This is a genomic window from Kitasatospora sp. NBC_00240 (assembly GCF_026342405.1).
In the GTDB taxonomy this organism is placed as follows: domain Bacteria; phylum Actinomycetota; class Actinomycetes; order Streptomycetales; family Streptomycetaceae; genus Kitasatospora.
The window spans coordinates 8,927,592-8,941,823 of sequence record NZ_JAPEMU010000001.1; the positions used below are offsets into that span (position 1 = coordinate 8,927,592).

Here is a 14,232-nt window from a genome sequence, read left to right on the forward strand (position 1 = left end):
GGCCGTCGTGTGCGGGCCGGGTGAATATCTGGCCCGGTGCGTCGAACGCGGTGGGGCGGGCTCCGGGCCGTCCGTGTTCGTCCTGTCCGACCTGGACCGACCGGGGTCGTTTCACGATGCAAAACGCTACAGTTGCCCCGGGTCGGGAGGCCCAGGCCCGGTGGGGCAACGGCATATGACGCTTTGACGGAACATGCAATTGGTCCAGACCAATGGTCTATGATGACGGAGCGCAGCGAAGTGCTCGCACTGCGTAGAAGCCACCGGTGGGGAGGCGCTCTGCCATGCTCGAAACATCCGAACTTCACGGCACGTCCGGCAAGAACCGTTACCAGGTCATCGCCCAGCACCTGCGGGCCGACATCCACAGCGGCCGGATCCCGGCCGGCACCCGGTTGCCGGCCGAGCGGACCCTGGCGGCCACCTGGAGCGTGAACCGCCAGACCGTCCGGGCCGCACTGCGCGAACTGCGCGACCAGGGGCTGGTGGAGAGCCATCCCACCGGCACCTACGCCAGGGCCGGCACGGACGACTCGCCGAACCCCCCGGGGATGACCTTCCCCGGCTCGATGGTCGTCCCGCACGAGGACGTGGTGACGGTCTTCCGCACCCACTTCGCCACCCCGGCGGGGGACGTCGCCGCCGTCCTCGGCATCCCGCCGGACGAGCCGGCCCTCGCGCACCAGCAGCGCGTGCACGACGCGGACGGACACCTGCTCCAGGACTCCCGCTCGCACTTCGCCCCCGAGCTGATCGCGGAGCTGCCGGAGCTCGAACGCGCCGCCGGCACCGGCCAGGAGAGCGACCTGACCGGCCTCTACGCCTGGATGCTCGGCGCCGGGCTCCGGCCCACCCGGCACGATCGGATCAACGTCCTGCCGAACGAGGGCGATGTGCCGCACCTCGCCGTCCGCCGGGTGGTCCACGACCACATCGGGCGCCCGCTGGCCATCACGGACTTCCGGGTGGTGGCCGCGCACGCCGAGCTGGAGTACTGCACCTCGCCACTGGACGCCCTGCCCGCCCGCCCCGGGTCGGCGGCCCCCGTCCGCGCCGCCGACGCGCTCCCACCGCTGCGCCTCACCGGCCAGGAGCGGGCGGCGCTGCTGGCCTGGCTGCAGCCGGGGGCCCGCGACGAGTCGCTGGCCCAGCGCGCCAGGATCGTGCTGGCCTGCGACGACGCGGCGGCCGGCGGCGCCCCGGTGGGCGCCGGGGCGGTGGCGCGCCGGGTGCAGTCCTCGAAGGCGGCCGTGGAGGAGTGGCACGGGCGCTTCCTGGAGAAGCGGGTGGAGGGCCTGCTGCCCAGGCGCGGCCGGGGCCGCCCGCGCAGCGTGACCGACGCGCAGGTCGCCGACGTGCTGGCCAGGACCCTGTACGACACGCCCCCGGACGCGCCGCGCTGGACCAAGCAGTTGATGGCGGCCCAGGCGGGCCTCTCCGCCTCGACGATCAGCCGGATCTGGCGGGCGCACGGCGTCAGCCCCGCCTCCGCCGCGCCCGCCCCTGGCGGACCGGCGGCGGGGGCTCCCGCCCGCCGGGTGGGGGCGTCGGCCGCGACCTGAGCGCCGATTCCGGCGGGCGACGGGGTGCCGGCCGTCCCCGCCGGAGGTGCCCCGGGCGGTCCGTTCCCGTCGCCGCCCCGGCACGCGCAACGGTGGACGGTCGGGCGGTTCACCTGCCGCTCCGGTTAGGGTGGCCCGGCTCACGCTCGCCGGACGGGGTACGGGCCCGGACCCGGCGGCCCGCACCGATGCATGGAGACACACACGGCATGGCACCCACGGACGACTCCTCCCTCTCCGGCCAGAGCATCGGCGAGAGCGAGGGTGAAGCACGCACGGCCCGATGGGAGTTCATGCGGACCGAGGCCGGCAGTGCGGCCGTCCTGCTGGTGGCCACGATCGCGGCGCTGATCTGGGCCAACGCGGCCCCCGGGTCCTACGAGGCCTTCTGGGAGACCCGTCTGGCGATCGACCTGGGCGGCCACGGCGTGGCGCTGGACCTGCGGGAGTGGGTCAACAGCGGCCTGATGACGCTGTTCTTCTTCGTGGTGGGGCTGGAGGCGCGCCGCGAGTTCGACATGGGCGAACTCCGCGAGCGCCGGCACCTGACGCTGCCGCTGCTCGCCGGCATCAGCGGCATGCTCGCCCCGGTGGCGATCTATCTGGCGATCAACGCCGGGCACTCGTCCACCCATGGCTGGGGCGCGGCGATGTCCACCGACACGGCCTTCGCGCTCGGCATGCTCGCCCTGCTGGGCAACCGGCTCCCCGGGCGCCTGCGGACCTTCATCCTCACCGTGGCCGTGGTGGACGACTTCGTGGCGCTGGGCGTCATCGCGGTCTTCTACAGCGACCGGATCGTCCTGCCGGCGCTGCTGGTGGCGGGCGGCGTGCTGGTGCTCGTCCTGCTGCTGCGGGCGCAGGGCGTGCGCAGCGGCGCGGCCTACGCGGTGCTCGGCGCGGTGTCCTGGGTGGCGCTGCTGAAGTCCGGGGTGGACCCGGTGGTGATCGGGCTGCTGCTGGGGCTGCTGACCCTGGCCTACCCGGCCACCCGGGACGACCTGGAGCGCGCCAGCGGCCTCTTCCGGTCCTTCCGCGAGCAGCCCACGCCCGAGCTGGAGCGCTCCGCCCGCCGGGGGATCGCCTCGGCGATCTCGCCGAACGAGCGGCTGCAGCGCGCCATCCACCCGTGGAGCAGCTATGTGATCGTCCCGCTGTTCGCCCTCGCCAACGCGGGCATCACCCTCGACGGCGACCTGCTGGGGCGGGCCGCCACCTCGCCGATCACCCTCGGCATCCTGCTGGGCTACCTGCTCGGCAAGCCGCTCGGCATCGTCGGGGTCTCCTGGCTGACCACCCGGATGAGCGCCGGCCGCACCCGCCCGCCGATCGGCTGGGGGTCCGTCGCGGCGGGCGGCACCATCGCCGGCGTCGGCTTCACCGTCTCGCTGCTGATCGCCACCCTGGCCTTCGAGGGCGACCAGCTGGACGAGGCCAAGGCCGGGGTGCTGGCCGCCGTCCTCTGCGCCTTCGCCGCCACCTGGTTGATCTCCTGGGTGCTCGGCCGGCTCCCGCAGCCGCTGCGGGCCCGCGCCCTGCTGGGCACCGCCGAGGGGATCGTCGACCTGGCCACGCCGGTCGACCCGGCCTACGACCACGTCCGCGGCCCCTTCGACGCCCCGGTCACCGTGGTCGAGTACGGTGACTTCGAATGCCCCTACTGCGGCCAGGCGGAGCCGGTCGTCCGCGACCTGCTGGCCGACTTCGGCGACGTCCGCTACGTCTGGCGCCACCTGCCGCTCACCGACGTCCACCCGCACGCCCAGCTGGCGGCGGTGGCGGCCGAGGCGGCGGCCGAGCAGGGTGCCTTCTGGGCCGTCCGGGACCTCCTGCTGGAGCGGCAGGACGCCTTGACGGCGCGGGACCTGCTCCGCTACGCCGAGGAACTCGGCCTGGACGTGGAGCGCTTCCACGACGCGCTGCGTGCCGACCGCGGCGCCGAGCGGGTCGCCCGGGACGTCGAGTCGGCGGACCTGAGCGGTGTCTCCGGGACGCCCACCTTCTTCATCAACGGCCGGCGTCACCACGGCGCGTACGACATCGCCACGCTGTCCGCCGCCGTCCGCTCGGCGAAGGACCGCACGACGGCGCGCCGGGGCCGTCGCGAGCAGCGCTGACCCGTCGGCCGAGGGTGTGCCCGGCCTCCCGCCGACGGGTGCCGGCCCGGCCACCAGGAAGATCGGTGGCCGGGCCGGCACCCGTCGGCGGGGTCAGTGCCGGCCGGCGTCCTTGATCTTCTCGACCGCCTGCTTGAGGTCGCTCTTGATCTGGGTGCCCTTGCCCTCGGCCTGCAGACCGGGATCGTCGGTGGCCCTGCCGACGGTCTCCTTGGCCTTGCCGCCGGCCTTCTCGGCGAGGTTCTCGGCCTTGTCCTTCATACCCATGGCGTACTCCTCTCGACGGGCGGCGGCCGGGGGTGGTCCACCCGCCCGGGGAGGCGCCTGCCCGGCTTCCCCGGTTCCATGCGCCGCTCCGCCGGGGGTTTCTTCGTGTACAGGTGTTTCCCGCTGCCCGCTGCCCGCTGCCCGCTGCCCGCTGCCCGCTGCCCGCCGCGCCCAGGCGGCCGCCCCGCCCGGCTACGGCGTGGGCGGCGGGGCCGGGTCGGGGTCGGGCTTCGGCGGGACGGGCGGCGGCAGCGGGTCCGGCAGGTCCGGGCCCGGCGGCAGGCCCGAGGCGGGGCAGGGCCCGGTGTCCGGGTCCGAGGGGGCGTGAATGCTCATCGCGGGTCCCTCCTGGTTCCTGCGGCCGCCGCCCGGCCGGGGCCGGCCGGCGGCTCTCACCAAGGCGCCTACCCGGGCGGCGCGGGCCCCTAACGGATTCGCCGGGCCCGGCGCCGGGCAAGGCCGCCGGCGCACCGTACCTGGACCGTCCGGCCCGTCCCGGATGCGGATCCGGACCGGCCTCGGTTGACTTCCGAGGAGGAGCGCGCCGGCCGACCGGGTGGACGGGCCGGGCACCGGGACGAAAGGCGGGCGGATGGACGCGAGGAGCGAGTTCGACGGCTGGGACATCCACCGGTTCGGCCCGCCCGGCGCCGCCCACCGGGTGCTGCTGCTGCCGGGCGGTCTCTGCACGACGGTGTTCCTCGAGGACGTGACCTCCCAGCCGGTGCTGGCCGAGGCGGGCGTCGCCGTGGTGGCCGTGACCCTGCCCGGCTTCGGCCGCACCGCCACCCCCGAGGACCTCTCGGTCGAGAACTACGCCCGGCTGCTGGGCGGCCTGGCCGCCGAGCTCGGCTGCGACCTGGTGGCCGGACACAGCCTCGGCGCGAACGTCGCGATGGAGATGGCGATCGCCGGCGAGTTCGGCGGTCCGGTGCTGCTGCTGGACCCGAGCTTCTCCCGCGAGGACGAGGCCAAGGACCTGGCGACGCTCGACCGGATCGGCCGGGTGCCCGGCCTCGGCGCCCTGGCCTGGGCGGTCATGCTCAAGCTGGTGCCCCGGACGATGGACGACAGTTTCCCGCCCGGGCGCCGGGCGGCCCTCTCCGCGGACCTGCGGAACAACGCCCCCGGGGTCTGCCGCCGCCTGGTCCGGCAGTACTTCGCGTACCTGGACCGCCAGGGATCGCTGGCGGCCCGGCTGTGCGCGTCGGGGGCCCGGGCCTGGATCGTCCGGGGGGACCGCACGGAGATCGGGCTCACCGAGCACGAGCGGCGCGCACTGGAGGCCGGTCCGAACATCAGGCTGGTCACCGTGTCGGACTCCGGCCACCTGGTGGTCACCGAGCAGCCCGCACAGGTCGCGCAGCTGATCCTCGACATGCTCGGCGTGCCGGCGGGGCGCTGACCCGGCAGCACCGGGTGCCCCGGCCCTCGCGGTTCCTCCCGGGCCGCCGACCGCCCGAGGTTTACCGCCCGGGGCCGGGGCAGACGAGGGGTGTGCGGCCGCGCCACCGAGCAGCGGCCGATCGCCCAGGCCCCGGGTCCCCTCCCGGGGCCTGGCGGCTGTGACGAGGGGGACCGGAGGAGACTGACCCGTGCAGATCTGGAGTGTGGTGCGCCCGCTGGCCGTGGTGGTCATGGTCCTGGTGGTGGTCCTGGGGCTCGACCGGCTGATGGACCGGGCCCTCGGACGGTTCGCCGCGAGACGCCCGGCCTCCGTCCTCTGGCCGCTGCTGCGCCGCTGCCGGGTGCCGTTCCTGGCGGCGGCGGTCGCCGTCCTGCTGCTCACCGGCGAGCCGGCCATGCGGCTGGCGGACGGCGTACGCCCGGTGGCGCGGCACGCCCTCCTGCTGGCCGTCCTGGTGAGCTGCGGCTGGTTGACGGCCCGGGTGGTCTCGCTGCTGATCGACACCGGCCTGCGCAGCTATGCCACCGACCGGCGCGACCCGGCGCGGATCCGGCGGGTCCGGACCCAGGCCGGGTTGATGGGCCGGATCTGCGACGCGGGCATCGCGGTGGTGACCCTGGCCGCCGTCCTGATGACCTTCCCCGCCGTTCGGGCGGTCGGCACCAGCCTGCTGGCCTCGGCGGGGCTGGTGGGCCTGGTGGTCGGTGTCGCGGCCCAGAGCACGCTGGCCAACCTCTTCGCCGGGATCCAGCTGGCCTTCGGGGACATGGTCCGGATCGGGGACGTGGTGGTCGTCGCGGGGGAGTGGGGGACGGTCGAGGAGATCACCCTGACCTCCGTGGTGATCGCCACCTGGGACCAGCGGCGGATCGTGATGCCGGTCTCGTACTTCGCCGGCAAGCCCTTCGAGAACTGGTCCCGCGGTGGCTCCGGGATCACCGGGACGGCAGTGCTCCACCTGGACCACAGCACGCCGGTCGCCGAGCTCCGGGCGGAGTTCGCGCGCCGGCTGGCGGGCAACGAGCGCTGGGACGGCGAGGGCTGGGCGCTGCAGGTGGTGGACACCACCGCGACCACGGTGGTGGTCCGGCTGCTGATGACGGCGCGCAACGGCGAGGACGCCTTCGAGCTGCGCTGCTGGGCCCGGGAGGAGCTGATCGGCTATCTGCGCGAGCATCACCCGTACGCCCTGCCCAAGGTCGCCCTGGCAGACGCCGCCGGGCGGGCCGACGACCACCCGGGGAAGCCCGGGGACGGACCTCACGCACCGGGCGGGGAGTCCCCGTCCGGCGGGCACCGCACCCGTCCGCATGTCGGCCCTCAGGCCGGTGCGCCCGACGGGCCGGCGGCCGGTCGGCCCCGGTCCCGCGCGGGCCGGGTGGAGGGCGGGTAGCGCCGGGTGGGGACCTGGCGGTCACGGGCCGCCTCCGGCCGCGCGTTCGGCCGGAGGCGGCCCGTGCACTGCCCGTCGGCGGGCCGGTCCCGTCGCCGGGACCCGGCCGCCGACCGCTTCACCGCCGGGCGAACCATGTGATCGTGACGTCGTTGTCGAAGGAGGCGCGGTCGGTGACCTGGAAGAGCGTGGGGCCGAAGTCCCCGTTGAAGACCGGGATCCCGGCTCCCGCGACCACGGGGTAGCTCTTGATGATCAGCTCGTCGATCTCGGGCAGCAGCGCGCCGGCGAGCAGGCCGCCGCCGCAGAGCCAGATGTCCTGGCCCTCCTCCTGCTTGAGCTCGCGGACCAGGGCGAGCGGGTCGGCGCCGACCACGGTGACCGCCGGGTCGGTGTCGGGTGCGAGCGTGCTCGACACGACGTACTGGCGCAGGTGGGCGTACGGGCTGGTGAAGCCCGCCTGCAGGCCGGGGAGGTAGCTGCCGAGACCCATCAGGACGGTGTCGAAGCGCTGGTTGGGGGCGTCCGCCAGGCCGTTGGCGGCGCGCAGGAAGGTGGGCAGCGTCTCCGGGTAGCGGGCGTTGGTCCACTCGGCGTAGGCGGCGGCCTGCTTCTCGTCGCCGAGCGGGAAGAAGTCGTACTCGCCGCCGGGGCCGGCGATGTATCCGTCGAGGGTGACGGCGACGTAGTACACGAGCTTCCGCATGCAGTTGACTCCGTTTGTAGTACTCTGATTGAAGTGGTGTGACTGTAGTACTACGGATGGAGTGGTGTCAATGGCGCGCAGGAATGCCGAGCGGCGGGCCGCCCTCGTCGACGCCGCTATCGAGGTGCTGGCCGAGGAGGGCGCCCGCGGGCTGACCTTCCGGGCGGTGGACGCGGAGGCCGCCGTGCCCGCCGGCACGGCCTCCAACTACTTCGCCAACCGCGACGACCTGCTGACCCAGGCCGGGGCCCGGGTCTACGAACGGCTCCAGCCGGACGAGGCGACCGTCGCGCGGCAGCGGGCGGCCACCCCGGACCGGGAGACGTACGCGCTGCTGATGCGCGAGACGGTCGGCCGGATCAGCGGGTTCCGTACCGGCTACCTGGCGCTGCTGGAGCTGCGCCTCGAAGCCACCCGGCGCCCCGAGCTGCGCGCGGTGCTGACCGAACGGGTCCGGGCCGACGTCGACGCCAACGTGGCCTACCACGAGGAGTCCGGCCTGCCCGGCGACGCGACCGCCGTCCGGCTGCTGTACCTGGCGTTCAACTGGCTCATCGTCGAACAGCTCACCCTGCCCGGCGTCTTCTCGGAGGCCGAGCGCGAGCAGCTGGTGCAGGCCGCGGTCGAACGCATCGTGGGGCCGTGACCCGCCGGGCCGGGGGCGCCCGGCCCGGTCGGTCGACCGCAGGTGCCGGGTGAACCGCCCGCTCGGCGCCCGGCGCCCCGCCGGACACCGCCCGGGCCGGGCCGTGCGGGTGATTTCCGCCGGTCGGGGGCATGGCCGCCGGGATCCGGGGTAGGCGGGGCCGCGGCAGAGGCCCCCGCCCGACGGCGGCGGTGCCCGCCGCTCCGAGCTGCCCAGCCCCCAGGGAGAACACTTGAGCAACGACCGGTACGACCTCGACGGCTTCGAACTCCTCTTCGCCGCGCCCGCCCCCGGCGGCGCGCCGGACGCGGTGGTGGTCCGCCGCAGCGCCCTCACCGGCCCGGGCGGGCACCCCGTCTACCTGGACGCCACCGGGATCGTCTGCGCCGAGATAAGCGACCGCGGTGAGGCCCGGATGCTGGCCACCGGGGCGCACCAGTTGCTCACCTCGCCGGTGCGGGTCCGCCGGGCCGGGCAGGCCGTCGCGCCCCGGGAGCGCGAGCCCGGCCTCGGCCAGGACGGCGAGCACGGTCGGCGGATCAGTGCCGGGTCGAGCCGTCCCGTCGTCCGGGAGGGCGTACCGACCGGCTGAGCAGCGGCTGAGCAGCGGTTGAGCACCTGCGGGCCCCGGGGGAGCCCGCGGGTCGTCCGCCCCGCCGAACCCCGTGGCCGCACCCGGTGGCCGCACCGCCCGGCCGCGGCGGTGCGGCCGGGCACGGACCGTGGCGGGCCGGCCGGTCACCGGTCACACCGTGCTGACAGCCGCGAAGCATCGGATGATGGGGGTATCCGGTGCGGAGTGAGGTGTGAACATATGCGCGGCTCGGACGGCTACCAGTCGCCTTTCGCCACCGAGAGCACCGCCGGGGTCCTGGTCGACGCGGCGGACGGGACGGTGCTGGGCTGGTCCGCGGAGGCCGAGCGGATGCTCGGGCTCGCCGCTCCCGAGGTGTGCGGCCGGCCCGTCCGCGAGCTGCTCTCCGACCCCGAGCAGTGGGCCACCGTGTTGGAGCAGCGCGACGACGGGCCGTCCTGGGTGGGACGGGTCATGCTCCGGCACGGCCGGGACGGCGAGCTGGAGGTCGACTTCCGGGTGATGCCGCTGGACGACGGCGCCGGCGCCGCCACGGCAGGGCAGCAGCCGGTCGACGCCGGACGCCTGCTCGTCCTCGGCGCGCCGACCGCCCTGGTCTCCAAGTGGCGCCAGGACCACGCCTTCACCCAGGAGCTGTTCCTGCAGGACCGGATCGGCCTGGCCGTCTTCGACGAGAACCTGCGCCTGCTGCGCACCAACTCCCACCTCCTGCCCTACACCGGCGTGCCCGAGGACCTGACCGGGTTCCGGATGGAGGACCTCCTCCAGCCCGAGGACGCGCACTCGATCAACGTCCACCTGCGGGAGGTGCTGGACACCGGCGTGCCGCGCTTCGGCATGGAGACCCGGGTGCGGACCCTCGACGACTTCGGCGACGGGCGGGTGATGATGTTCACCGCGTTCCGCCTGCAGGAACCCCAGGGGCCGCCGCTCGGCGTCACCATCGCCTTCACCGACATGACCGACTTCGACCGGGCCCGGCGCCGCCTGGAGGTGCTGCACGCCTCGACGGTCGCCCTCGGCGGCTCGCTGTCCGTCACCCGGATCACCGAGGACCTGGTCCACGTCCTGGTGCCGGCCCTGGCCGACGCCGCCGCGATCGACATCACCACGGCCGTGCTCACCGGGGACGAGCCCGCCGCCGAGCACGAGCGGCCCGCCTCGCTGCGCCGCACCGCCACCGCCGGGACCGATCCCGGGCCGGGCAGCCGGCCGCCGATCAGCGCCCCGATGCGGGCCCGGGGCGGCTACCTCGGCACCGTCACCGTCTGGCGCGGGCCGGAGCGCCCCCCGTTCGACGGGGAGAACCAGTCGCTGCTGGAGGAGATCGCCAGCCGCGCGGCGCTGGCCGCCGACAACGCCCGCCGCTACACCCGCGAGCACCGGGCCGCGGTCAGCCTGCAGCGCAGCCTGCTCCCGCCGGCGGCGAGCGACACCGTCGCGGCCCAGACCGACAGCATCTACCTGCCCACCGACGCCGCCGGCGGGGTCGGCGGCGACTGGTTCGACGTCATCCCGCTCTCCTCCGCCCGGGTCGCCCTGGTGGTCGGCGACGTGGTCGGCCACGGCCTGCAGGCCACCGCCACGATGGGACGCCTGCGCACCGCCGTCCGCGCGCTGGCCGACCTCGACGTCGACCCGGAGGAACTGCTGAGCCACCTCGACGACCTGGTCTCCCAGCTCACCGTCGAGGCGCTGGGCGACCCGGACGAGGAGGACGCCCCGCACCGCGAGGAGCGCGGCGCCCCCGACGCGATCGGCGCGACCTGCCTGTACGCCGTCTACGACCCGGTCTCCAGCACCTGCGTGCTGGCCAGCGCGGGCCACCCGCCGCCGGCCGTGATCCGCCCGGACGGCAGCTTCGAGTACGTCGAGCTGAACCCGGGCCCGCCGCTCGGGGTGGGCGGCCTGCCCTTCGAACCGGTGGAGTTCGAGGTGGAGCGCGGCAGCGTGCTGGCGCTCTTCACGGACGGTCTGGTCGAATGCGGCGACGACGACCTGGACGAGGGCATGGCCGACCTCCGGGCCCGGCTGCTCAAGGCGGACGTGCTGCGCCGCCCGCTGAAGGACGTCGGCCGGGACGTGACCGCCGCACTGACGCCGGGCCGGCTGCCGGACGACGTCACCCTGCTGCTGGCCCGGACCCGCACGGTGGAGGCGCAGGACACCGCGACCTGGCAGCTGGCGGCCGACCCGCAGGAGGTCTCCCGGGCCCGGCAGCTGGTCGCGGGTCAGCTCGCCGTCTGGGGCCTGGACGAGTTGGTGTTCCCGACCGAGCTGGTGGTGAGCGAGCTGGTCACCAACGCCGTCCGCTACGCGGGCGGGCCGGTCGGGCTGCGGCTGATCCGGGCCGGCGTGCTGATCTGCGAGGTGTCCGACCCGAGCAGCACCCAGCCCAGGATGCGCCGGGCGCTCGCCACCGAGGAGGGTGGCCGCGGGCTGTTCCTGGTCGCCCAGGTGTCCAGCCGCTGGGGCAGCCGCTACACCCGGTCCGGCAAGACGATCTGGTCGGAGCAGCCGTTCCCGGAGATCCCCGCCGACGGCGCGCCGGCCTGAGTGCGGGCCCGGCCGGAGGGGTGCTCAGGCCGGCGCCGGCGCATCCGCGCGCCGGTCAGGCCGGGTCGGGCTCCGCCGGCCGGTACACCGTCAGCCCGGCGCGGGCCTTGGCCAGGAGCAGGCGGCCGTGGGCCGGCACCGACTCGCCGTCCACCGAGATCCGCCGGGCCGACCCGAGCGAGGTCACCTCCAGGCCGGAGAGCCGGGCCGCCCGGTAGACCCGGGAGCGTCCCATGGTGCCGGACAGGAACGCGCCGGCGAGCCTGGTCCGGGCGAACGGGCTGCTGCCGTCCACCGTCCGGACGTCCAGCAGTCCGTCGGCCAGCCCCGCGCGGCGGGTGGGCGCGAAGCCGGGCGGGTCGTAGGCGCCGTTGCCCGCGAACAGCAGCCAGAGCCGGCGCGGTACGCCCGAGACCTCGACCTCCACCGGCTCGGCCGTCGCGAGCACCCGCAGCACCGAGACCGCCAGGGCCGGCCACTTGCCGATCCGGCCCTCCAGCTTCTCCCGCAGACGGACGAGTTCGGGGTAGACGCCCAGGCTGAAGGTGTTCACGAAGACTCGTTGCCGGCCGTCGTCGGCGGCCAGCCCGAGGTCGACCGCGCAGGCGTGGCCGCCCTCCACCGCCTCGGCGGTGGCGCGCAGCGAGTTGATGCCCAGGTCCACCGCGAAGTGGTTGAGCGTGCCGCCGGGGAAGACCGCGAGCGGCAGGCCGCGGGCGGCGGCGACCGAGGCGGCCAGGTTGACCGTGCCGTCGCCGCCGCACACGCCGAGCGCGCCGCCCCGGCCCGCCGCATCGTCGGCGGCCGACTCCAGCAGCTTGGCCAGGTCGTCCTCGGGGCCGAACAGCCGGACGTCCGCCCCGGGCAGCAGCGCGCTCAGCTCGGCGGCCGTCGGGTCCGGCCCGTCGCCGTTGCCGTTGCCGCCGCCCGACCCGGTGTTGACGACCACGCAGAGGCCGGTGCCGCCGGGCAGCGCGGGGACGGCCACCCGCGGCGGCGCGGCCGGGACGGTCGCGGCCACGTGCCGGGGCCACCAGCGCAGGGTGAGCGCGGCCGCGCCGGCGCCGAGCGCCACCCCGGCCAGCACGTCACCGGGGTAGTGCACCCCCACGTACACCCGGGAGAGCGCCACCGCGCCCGCCACCGGCGCCACCAGCGCCCCCAGCAGCGGGGATTCGATCGCCACCCCGACCGCGAAGGCCGCCGCCGAGGCGGAATGGCCGGACGGGAAGGAGGTGGTGAACGGCTGCCGGAGGAGCTGCCGGGTCAGCGGCACCTGCTCCAGCACCGGTCGTGGCCGCCGGGTCAGGTGCTTGGTCGCGACGTTGGCCACGGCGGAGGCCAGCGCCAGCGCACCCACGCCGCGCAGGGCGGCCCGCCGCCCGGTCCGGCCGCCGAACGCGGCCAGCGCGGCCGCCGAGGCCTGCCACAGCACGCCGTGGTCGGCTGCCCGGCTCAGCCGGGGCAGCCACGGGTGCAGCCCGGGCAGCCGGGCTGTCGCCACCCGGTCGAACAGTGCACGGTCCATCGCGTCCAGGGTCGCCATGGCCGGAGGCTACCCCGGATCCCCGCAGGCAGGCCTGTGCGACATCACCCGGCGCGACCCCGCCGCGCGGCCTACTTCAGGAAGCGCAGGCAGAGGGTGAACCGTGTCGAGCCCTGCTCCTCGGTGTAGTAGCCGTCGGAGTCGGCGTACGCCGCGCAGGCGCTGTCACCGTTCGCGGTGCCGGACACCTTGCCGACGATCCGGGCGTCGGCGTCCGGGTCGGAGCAGGAGAGCACCACCACGTCCGGGTGGGTGTCCTCGACGCCCGTGGTGATCACGTTCTTGTTGTGCACGCAGTCGCCGACGTCGGCGTAGGACGGGTCCCGCCCGGCCTGGAAGGCGATCAGGCCGACCGCGACGACGGGGACCAGCAGGCCGAGGATCGCCGGGCGCCTGTACAGCGGCTTGCCCGGGTCCGCGGGCTGCCCGGGGGCGCCGGGCACGGGCTCGCCCAGCTTGTTGATCTTCGCTCGCTGGGGCAGGTTGATCAGCATGGTGACCGGGTTGATCACTGCGGAGGCGAGGCCCCACCAGCCCTGCCAGAGGCTGTCCGCCGTCATCCTGCGGTGCACGGCCACACCGCAGGGCTTGCAGAACGGGCCCTTGAGCTTGAGGAACTTCATGATGACCAGGAAGCCCTGGTGGCCGCGGATGGTGGCCTCCACGGCGGGCACCGAGCCGCAGAAGCGGCAGTACGGGCCGGGGGCGGTCCAGGGCGCCCCGCCTCCCTCGGGTGCGGTGTGGTGCTGCTCGGCGCCGGGGAAGGCCTGGATGGGCGGAGTGGACAACGTGATCCTTCGGACTGGTCCGGCCGGGGCCGGTGGAAGCGGTGAAGGCCGCAACCTATCGGTCCCGGGGACTGCGCCGAAAGGGTGATCCACTTCCCGGGGCGGAAGGTCACCCAACCGTGACCGCCGCACTCCCGCACCGCCGGCGGACGGCCCGTCAGCCCGCGAACGGTCGGCCCGCCCGGCCGACGCGACGAGCCGTCAGCCGGGAGCGTCCGCCGGCCGTGCCCGTCAGGCCTGCTCGTCGAGGGCGGCGCGCAGCCGGGCCGGGGCGGTGAGGCGGTAGGCCTCCAGCAGCAGGTCGGCCAGGTGCGGCCAGTCCACCGGCCGGTCCAGGTACACCCCGACCCAGCCGCGGTGGCCCACGTACGGCGGGCGGAAGAACCGCTCGGGGTCGGTGGCCACCAGGTGTTCCTGGACGCCGGCCGGCGCGGCCGTCCAGCAGGCGGTGCGGTCGTCGTGGTGGTGGTCGGCGAAGGTGACGAACATCCGCCTGCCGCCGGCGAACCAGCTGGGCTCCCCGTGGCTCACCCGCTCCTCGCAGCCGGGCAGCGCCAGGCAGAGCGTGCGCAGCCGCTCCAGCGCGGCCGGCGGCCCGGCCGTGGGGTCGACCGGCCGTCCGACGGGGGGTTCCTTCGGCGGCACGGC

12 protein-coding genes and 1 pseudogene are annotated in these 14,232 nt (G+C 75.3%); 7 read left to right on the plus strand and 6 right to left on the minus strand.

The genetic code is table 11. The annotated features are described in order from the left end of the window. Positions 1 to 284 precede the first annotated feature (284 nt). Positions 285 to 1,562, plus strand: coding sequence for a GntR family transcriptional regulator (locus OG689_RS37895; protein WP_266326075.1), 1,278 nt, complete (start codon positions 285 to 287; stop codon positions 1,560 to 1,562). 209 nt (positions 1,563 to 1,771) lie between these two features. Next, entirely contained in the window at positions 1,772 to 3,679 is a 1,908-nt protein-coding gene (gene nhaA, locus OG689_RS37900) for a Na+/H+ antiporter NhaA (protein ID WP_266326077.1), read from the plus strand. Between the two features lie 93 nt (positions 3,680 to 3,772). Here nhaA and OG689_RS37905 read toward each other — a convergent pair whose 3' ends face one another. Both OG689_RS37905 and OG689_RS37910 read right to left on the minus strand, forming a co-directional pair. After that, positions 3,773 to 3,946 (minus strand): CsbD family protein, encoded by a 174-nt coding sequence (locus OG689_RS37905; protein ID WP_266326079.1) that lies wholly within the window; start codon positions 3,944 to 3,946, stop codon positions 3,773 to 3,775. 192 nt (positions 3,947 to 4,138) lie between these two features. Beyond that, complete coding sequence (locus tag OG689_RS37910) at positions 4,139 to 4,282, minus strand: hypothetical protein (protein ID WP_266326081.1); 144 nt, start codon at positions 4,280 to 4,282, stop codon at positions 4,139 to 4,141. A gap of 256 nt (positions 4,283 to 4,538) precedes the next feature. On the opposite strand from OG689_RS37910, the gene OG689_RS37915 reads away from it, so the two are divergent. Next, positions 4,539 to 5,351, plus strand: a complete 813-nt coding sequence (locus OG689_RS37915; RefSeq protein WP_266326083.1) for an alpha/beta fold hydrolase — start codon at positions 4,539 to 4,541, stop codon at positions 5,349 to 5,351. Between the two features lie 190 nt (positions 5,352 to 5,541). Then, complete coding sequence (locus OG689_RS37920; protein WP_266326085.1) at positions 5,542 to 6,747, plus strand: mechanosensitive ion channel domain-containing protein; 1,206 nt, start codon at positions 5,542 to 5,544, stop codon at positions 6,745 to 6,747. A gap of 118 nt (positions 6,748 to 6,865) precedes the next feature. Here OG689_RS37920 and OG689_RS37925 read toward each other — a convergent pair whose 3' ends face one another. After that, positions 6,866 to 7,453, minus strand: a complete 588-nt coding sequence (locus OG689_RS37925; protein ID WP_266326087.1) for a dihydrofolate reductase family protein — start codon at positions 7,451 to 7,453, stop codon at positions 6,866 to 6,868. Between the two features lie 70 nt (positions 7,454 to 7,523). On the opposite strand from OG689_RS37925, the gene OG689_RS37930 reads away from it, so the two are divergent. The 3 genes and pseudogenes from OG689_RS37930 (at position 7,524) to OG689_RS37940 (ending at position 11,250) form a co-directional block, all read left to right on the plus strand. Further along, positions 7,524 to 8,099: a TetR/AcrR family transcriptional regulator gene (locus tag OG689_RS37930; RefSeq protein ID WP_266326089.1), complete on the plus strand. Its 576-nt coding sequence runs from the start codon at positions 7,524 to 7,526 to the stop codon at positions 8,097 to 8,099. 232 nt (positions 8,100 to 8,331) lie between these two features. Beyond that, positions 8,332 to 8,565 (plus strand): annotated as a pseudogene (locus OG689_RS37935) (DUF6296 family protein); the annotation flags it as partial. 348 nt (positions 8,566 to 8,913) lie between these two features. Further along, complete coding sequence (locus OG689_RS37940; protein WP_266326091.1) at positions 8,914 to 11,250, plus strand: SpoIIE family protein phosphatase; 2,337 nt, start codon at positions 8,914 to 8,916, stop codon at positions 11,248 to 11,250. 55 nt (positions 11,251 to 11,305) lie between these two features. Here the strand turns inward: OG689_RS37940 and OG689_RS37945 are convergent, their stop codons facing one another. The 3 genes from OG689_RS37945 to OG689_RS37955 form a co-directional block, all read right to left on the minus strand. Further along, positions 11,306 to 12,796, minus strand: a complete 1,491-nt coding sequence (locus OG689_RS37945) for a bifunctional phosphatase PAP2/diacylglycerol kinase family protein (RefSeq protein WP_266326092.1) — start codon at positions 12,794 to 12,796, stop codon at positions 11,306 to 11,308. Between the two features lie 71 nt (positions 12,797 to 12,867). Further along, positions 12,868 to 13,584, minus strand: coding sequence for a hypothetical protein (locus OG689_RS37950; protein ID WP_266326094.1), 717 nt, complete (start codon positions 13,582 to 13,584; stop codon positions 12,868 to 12,870). A gap of 231 nt (positions 13,585 to 13,815) precedes the next feature. Continuing rightward, positions 13,816 to 14,229, minus strand: coding sequence for an MmcQ/YjbR family DNA-binding protein (locus OG689_RS37955; protein ID WP_266326096.1), 414 nt, complete (start codon positions 14,227 to 14,229; stop codon positions 13,816 to 13,818). Positions 14,230 to 14,232 lie beyond the last annotated feature (3 nt).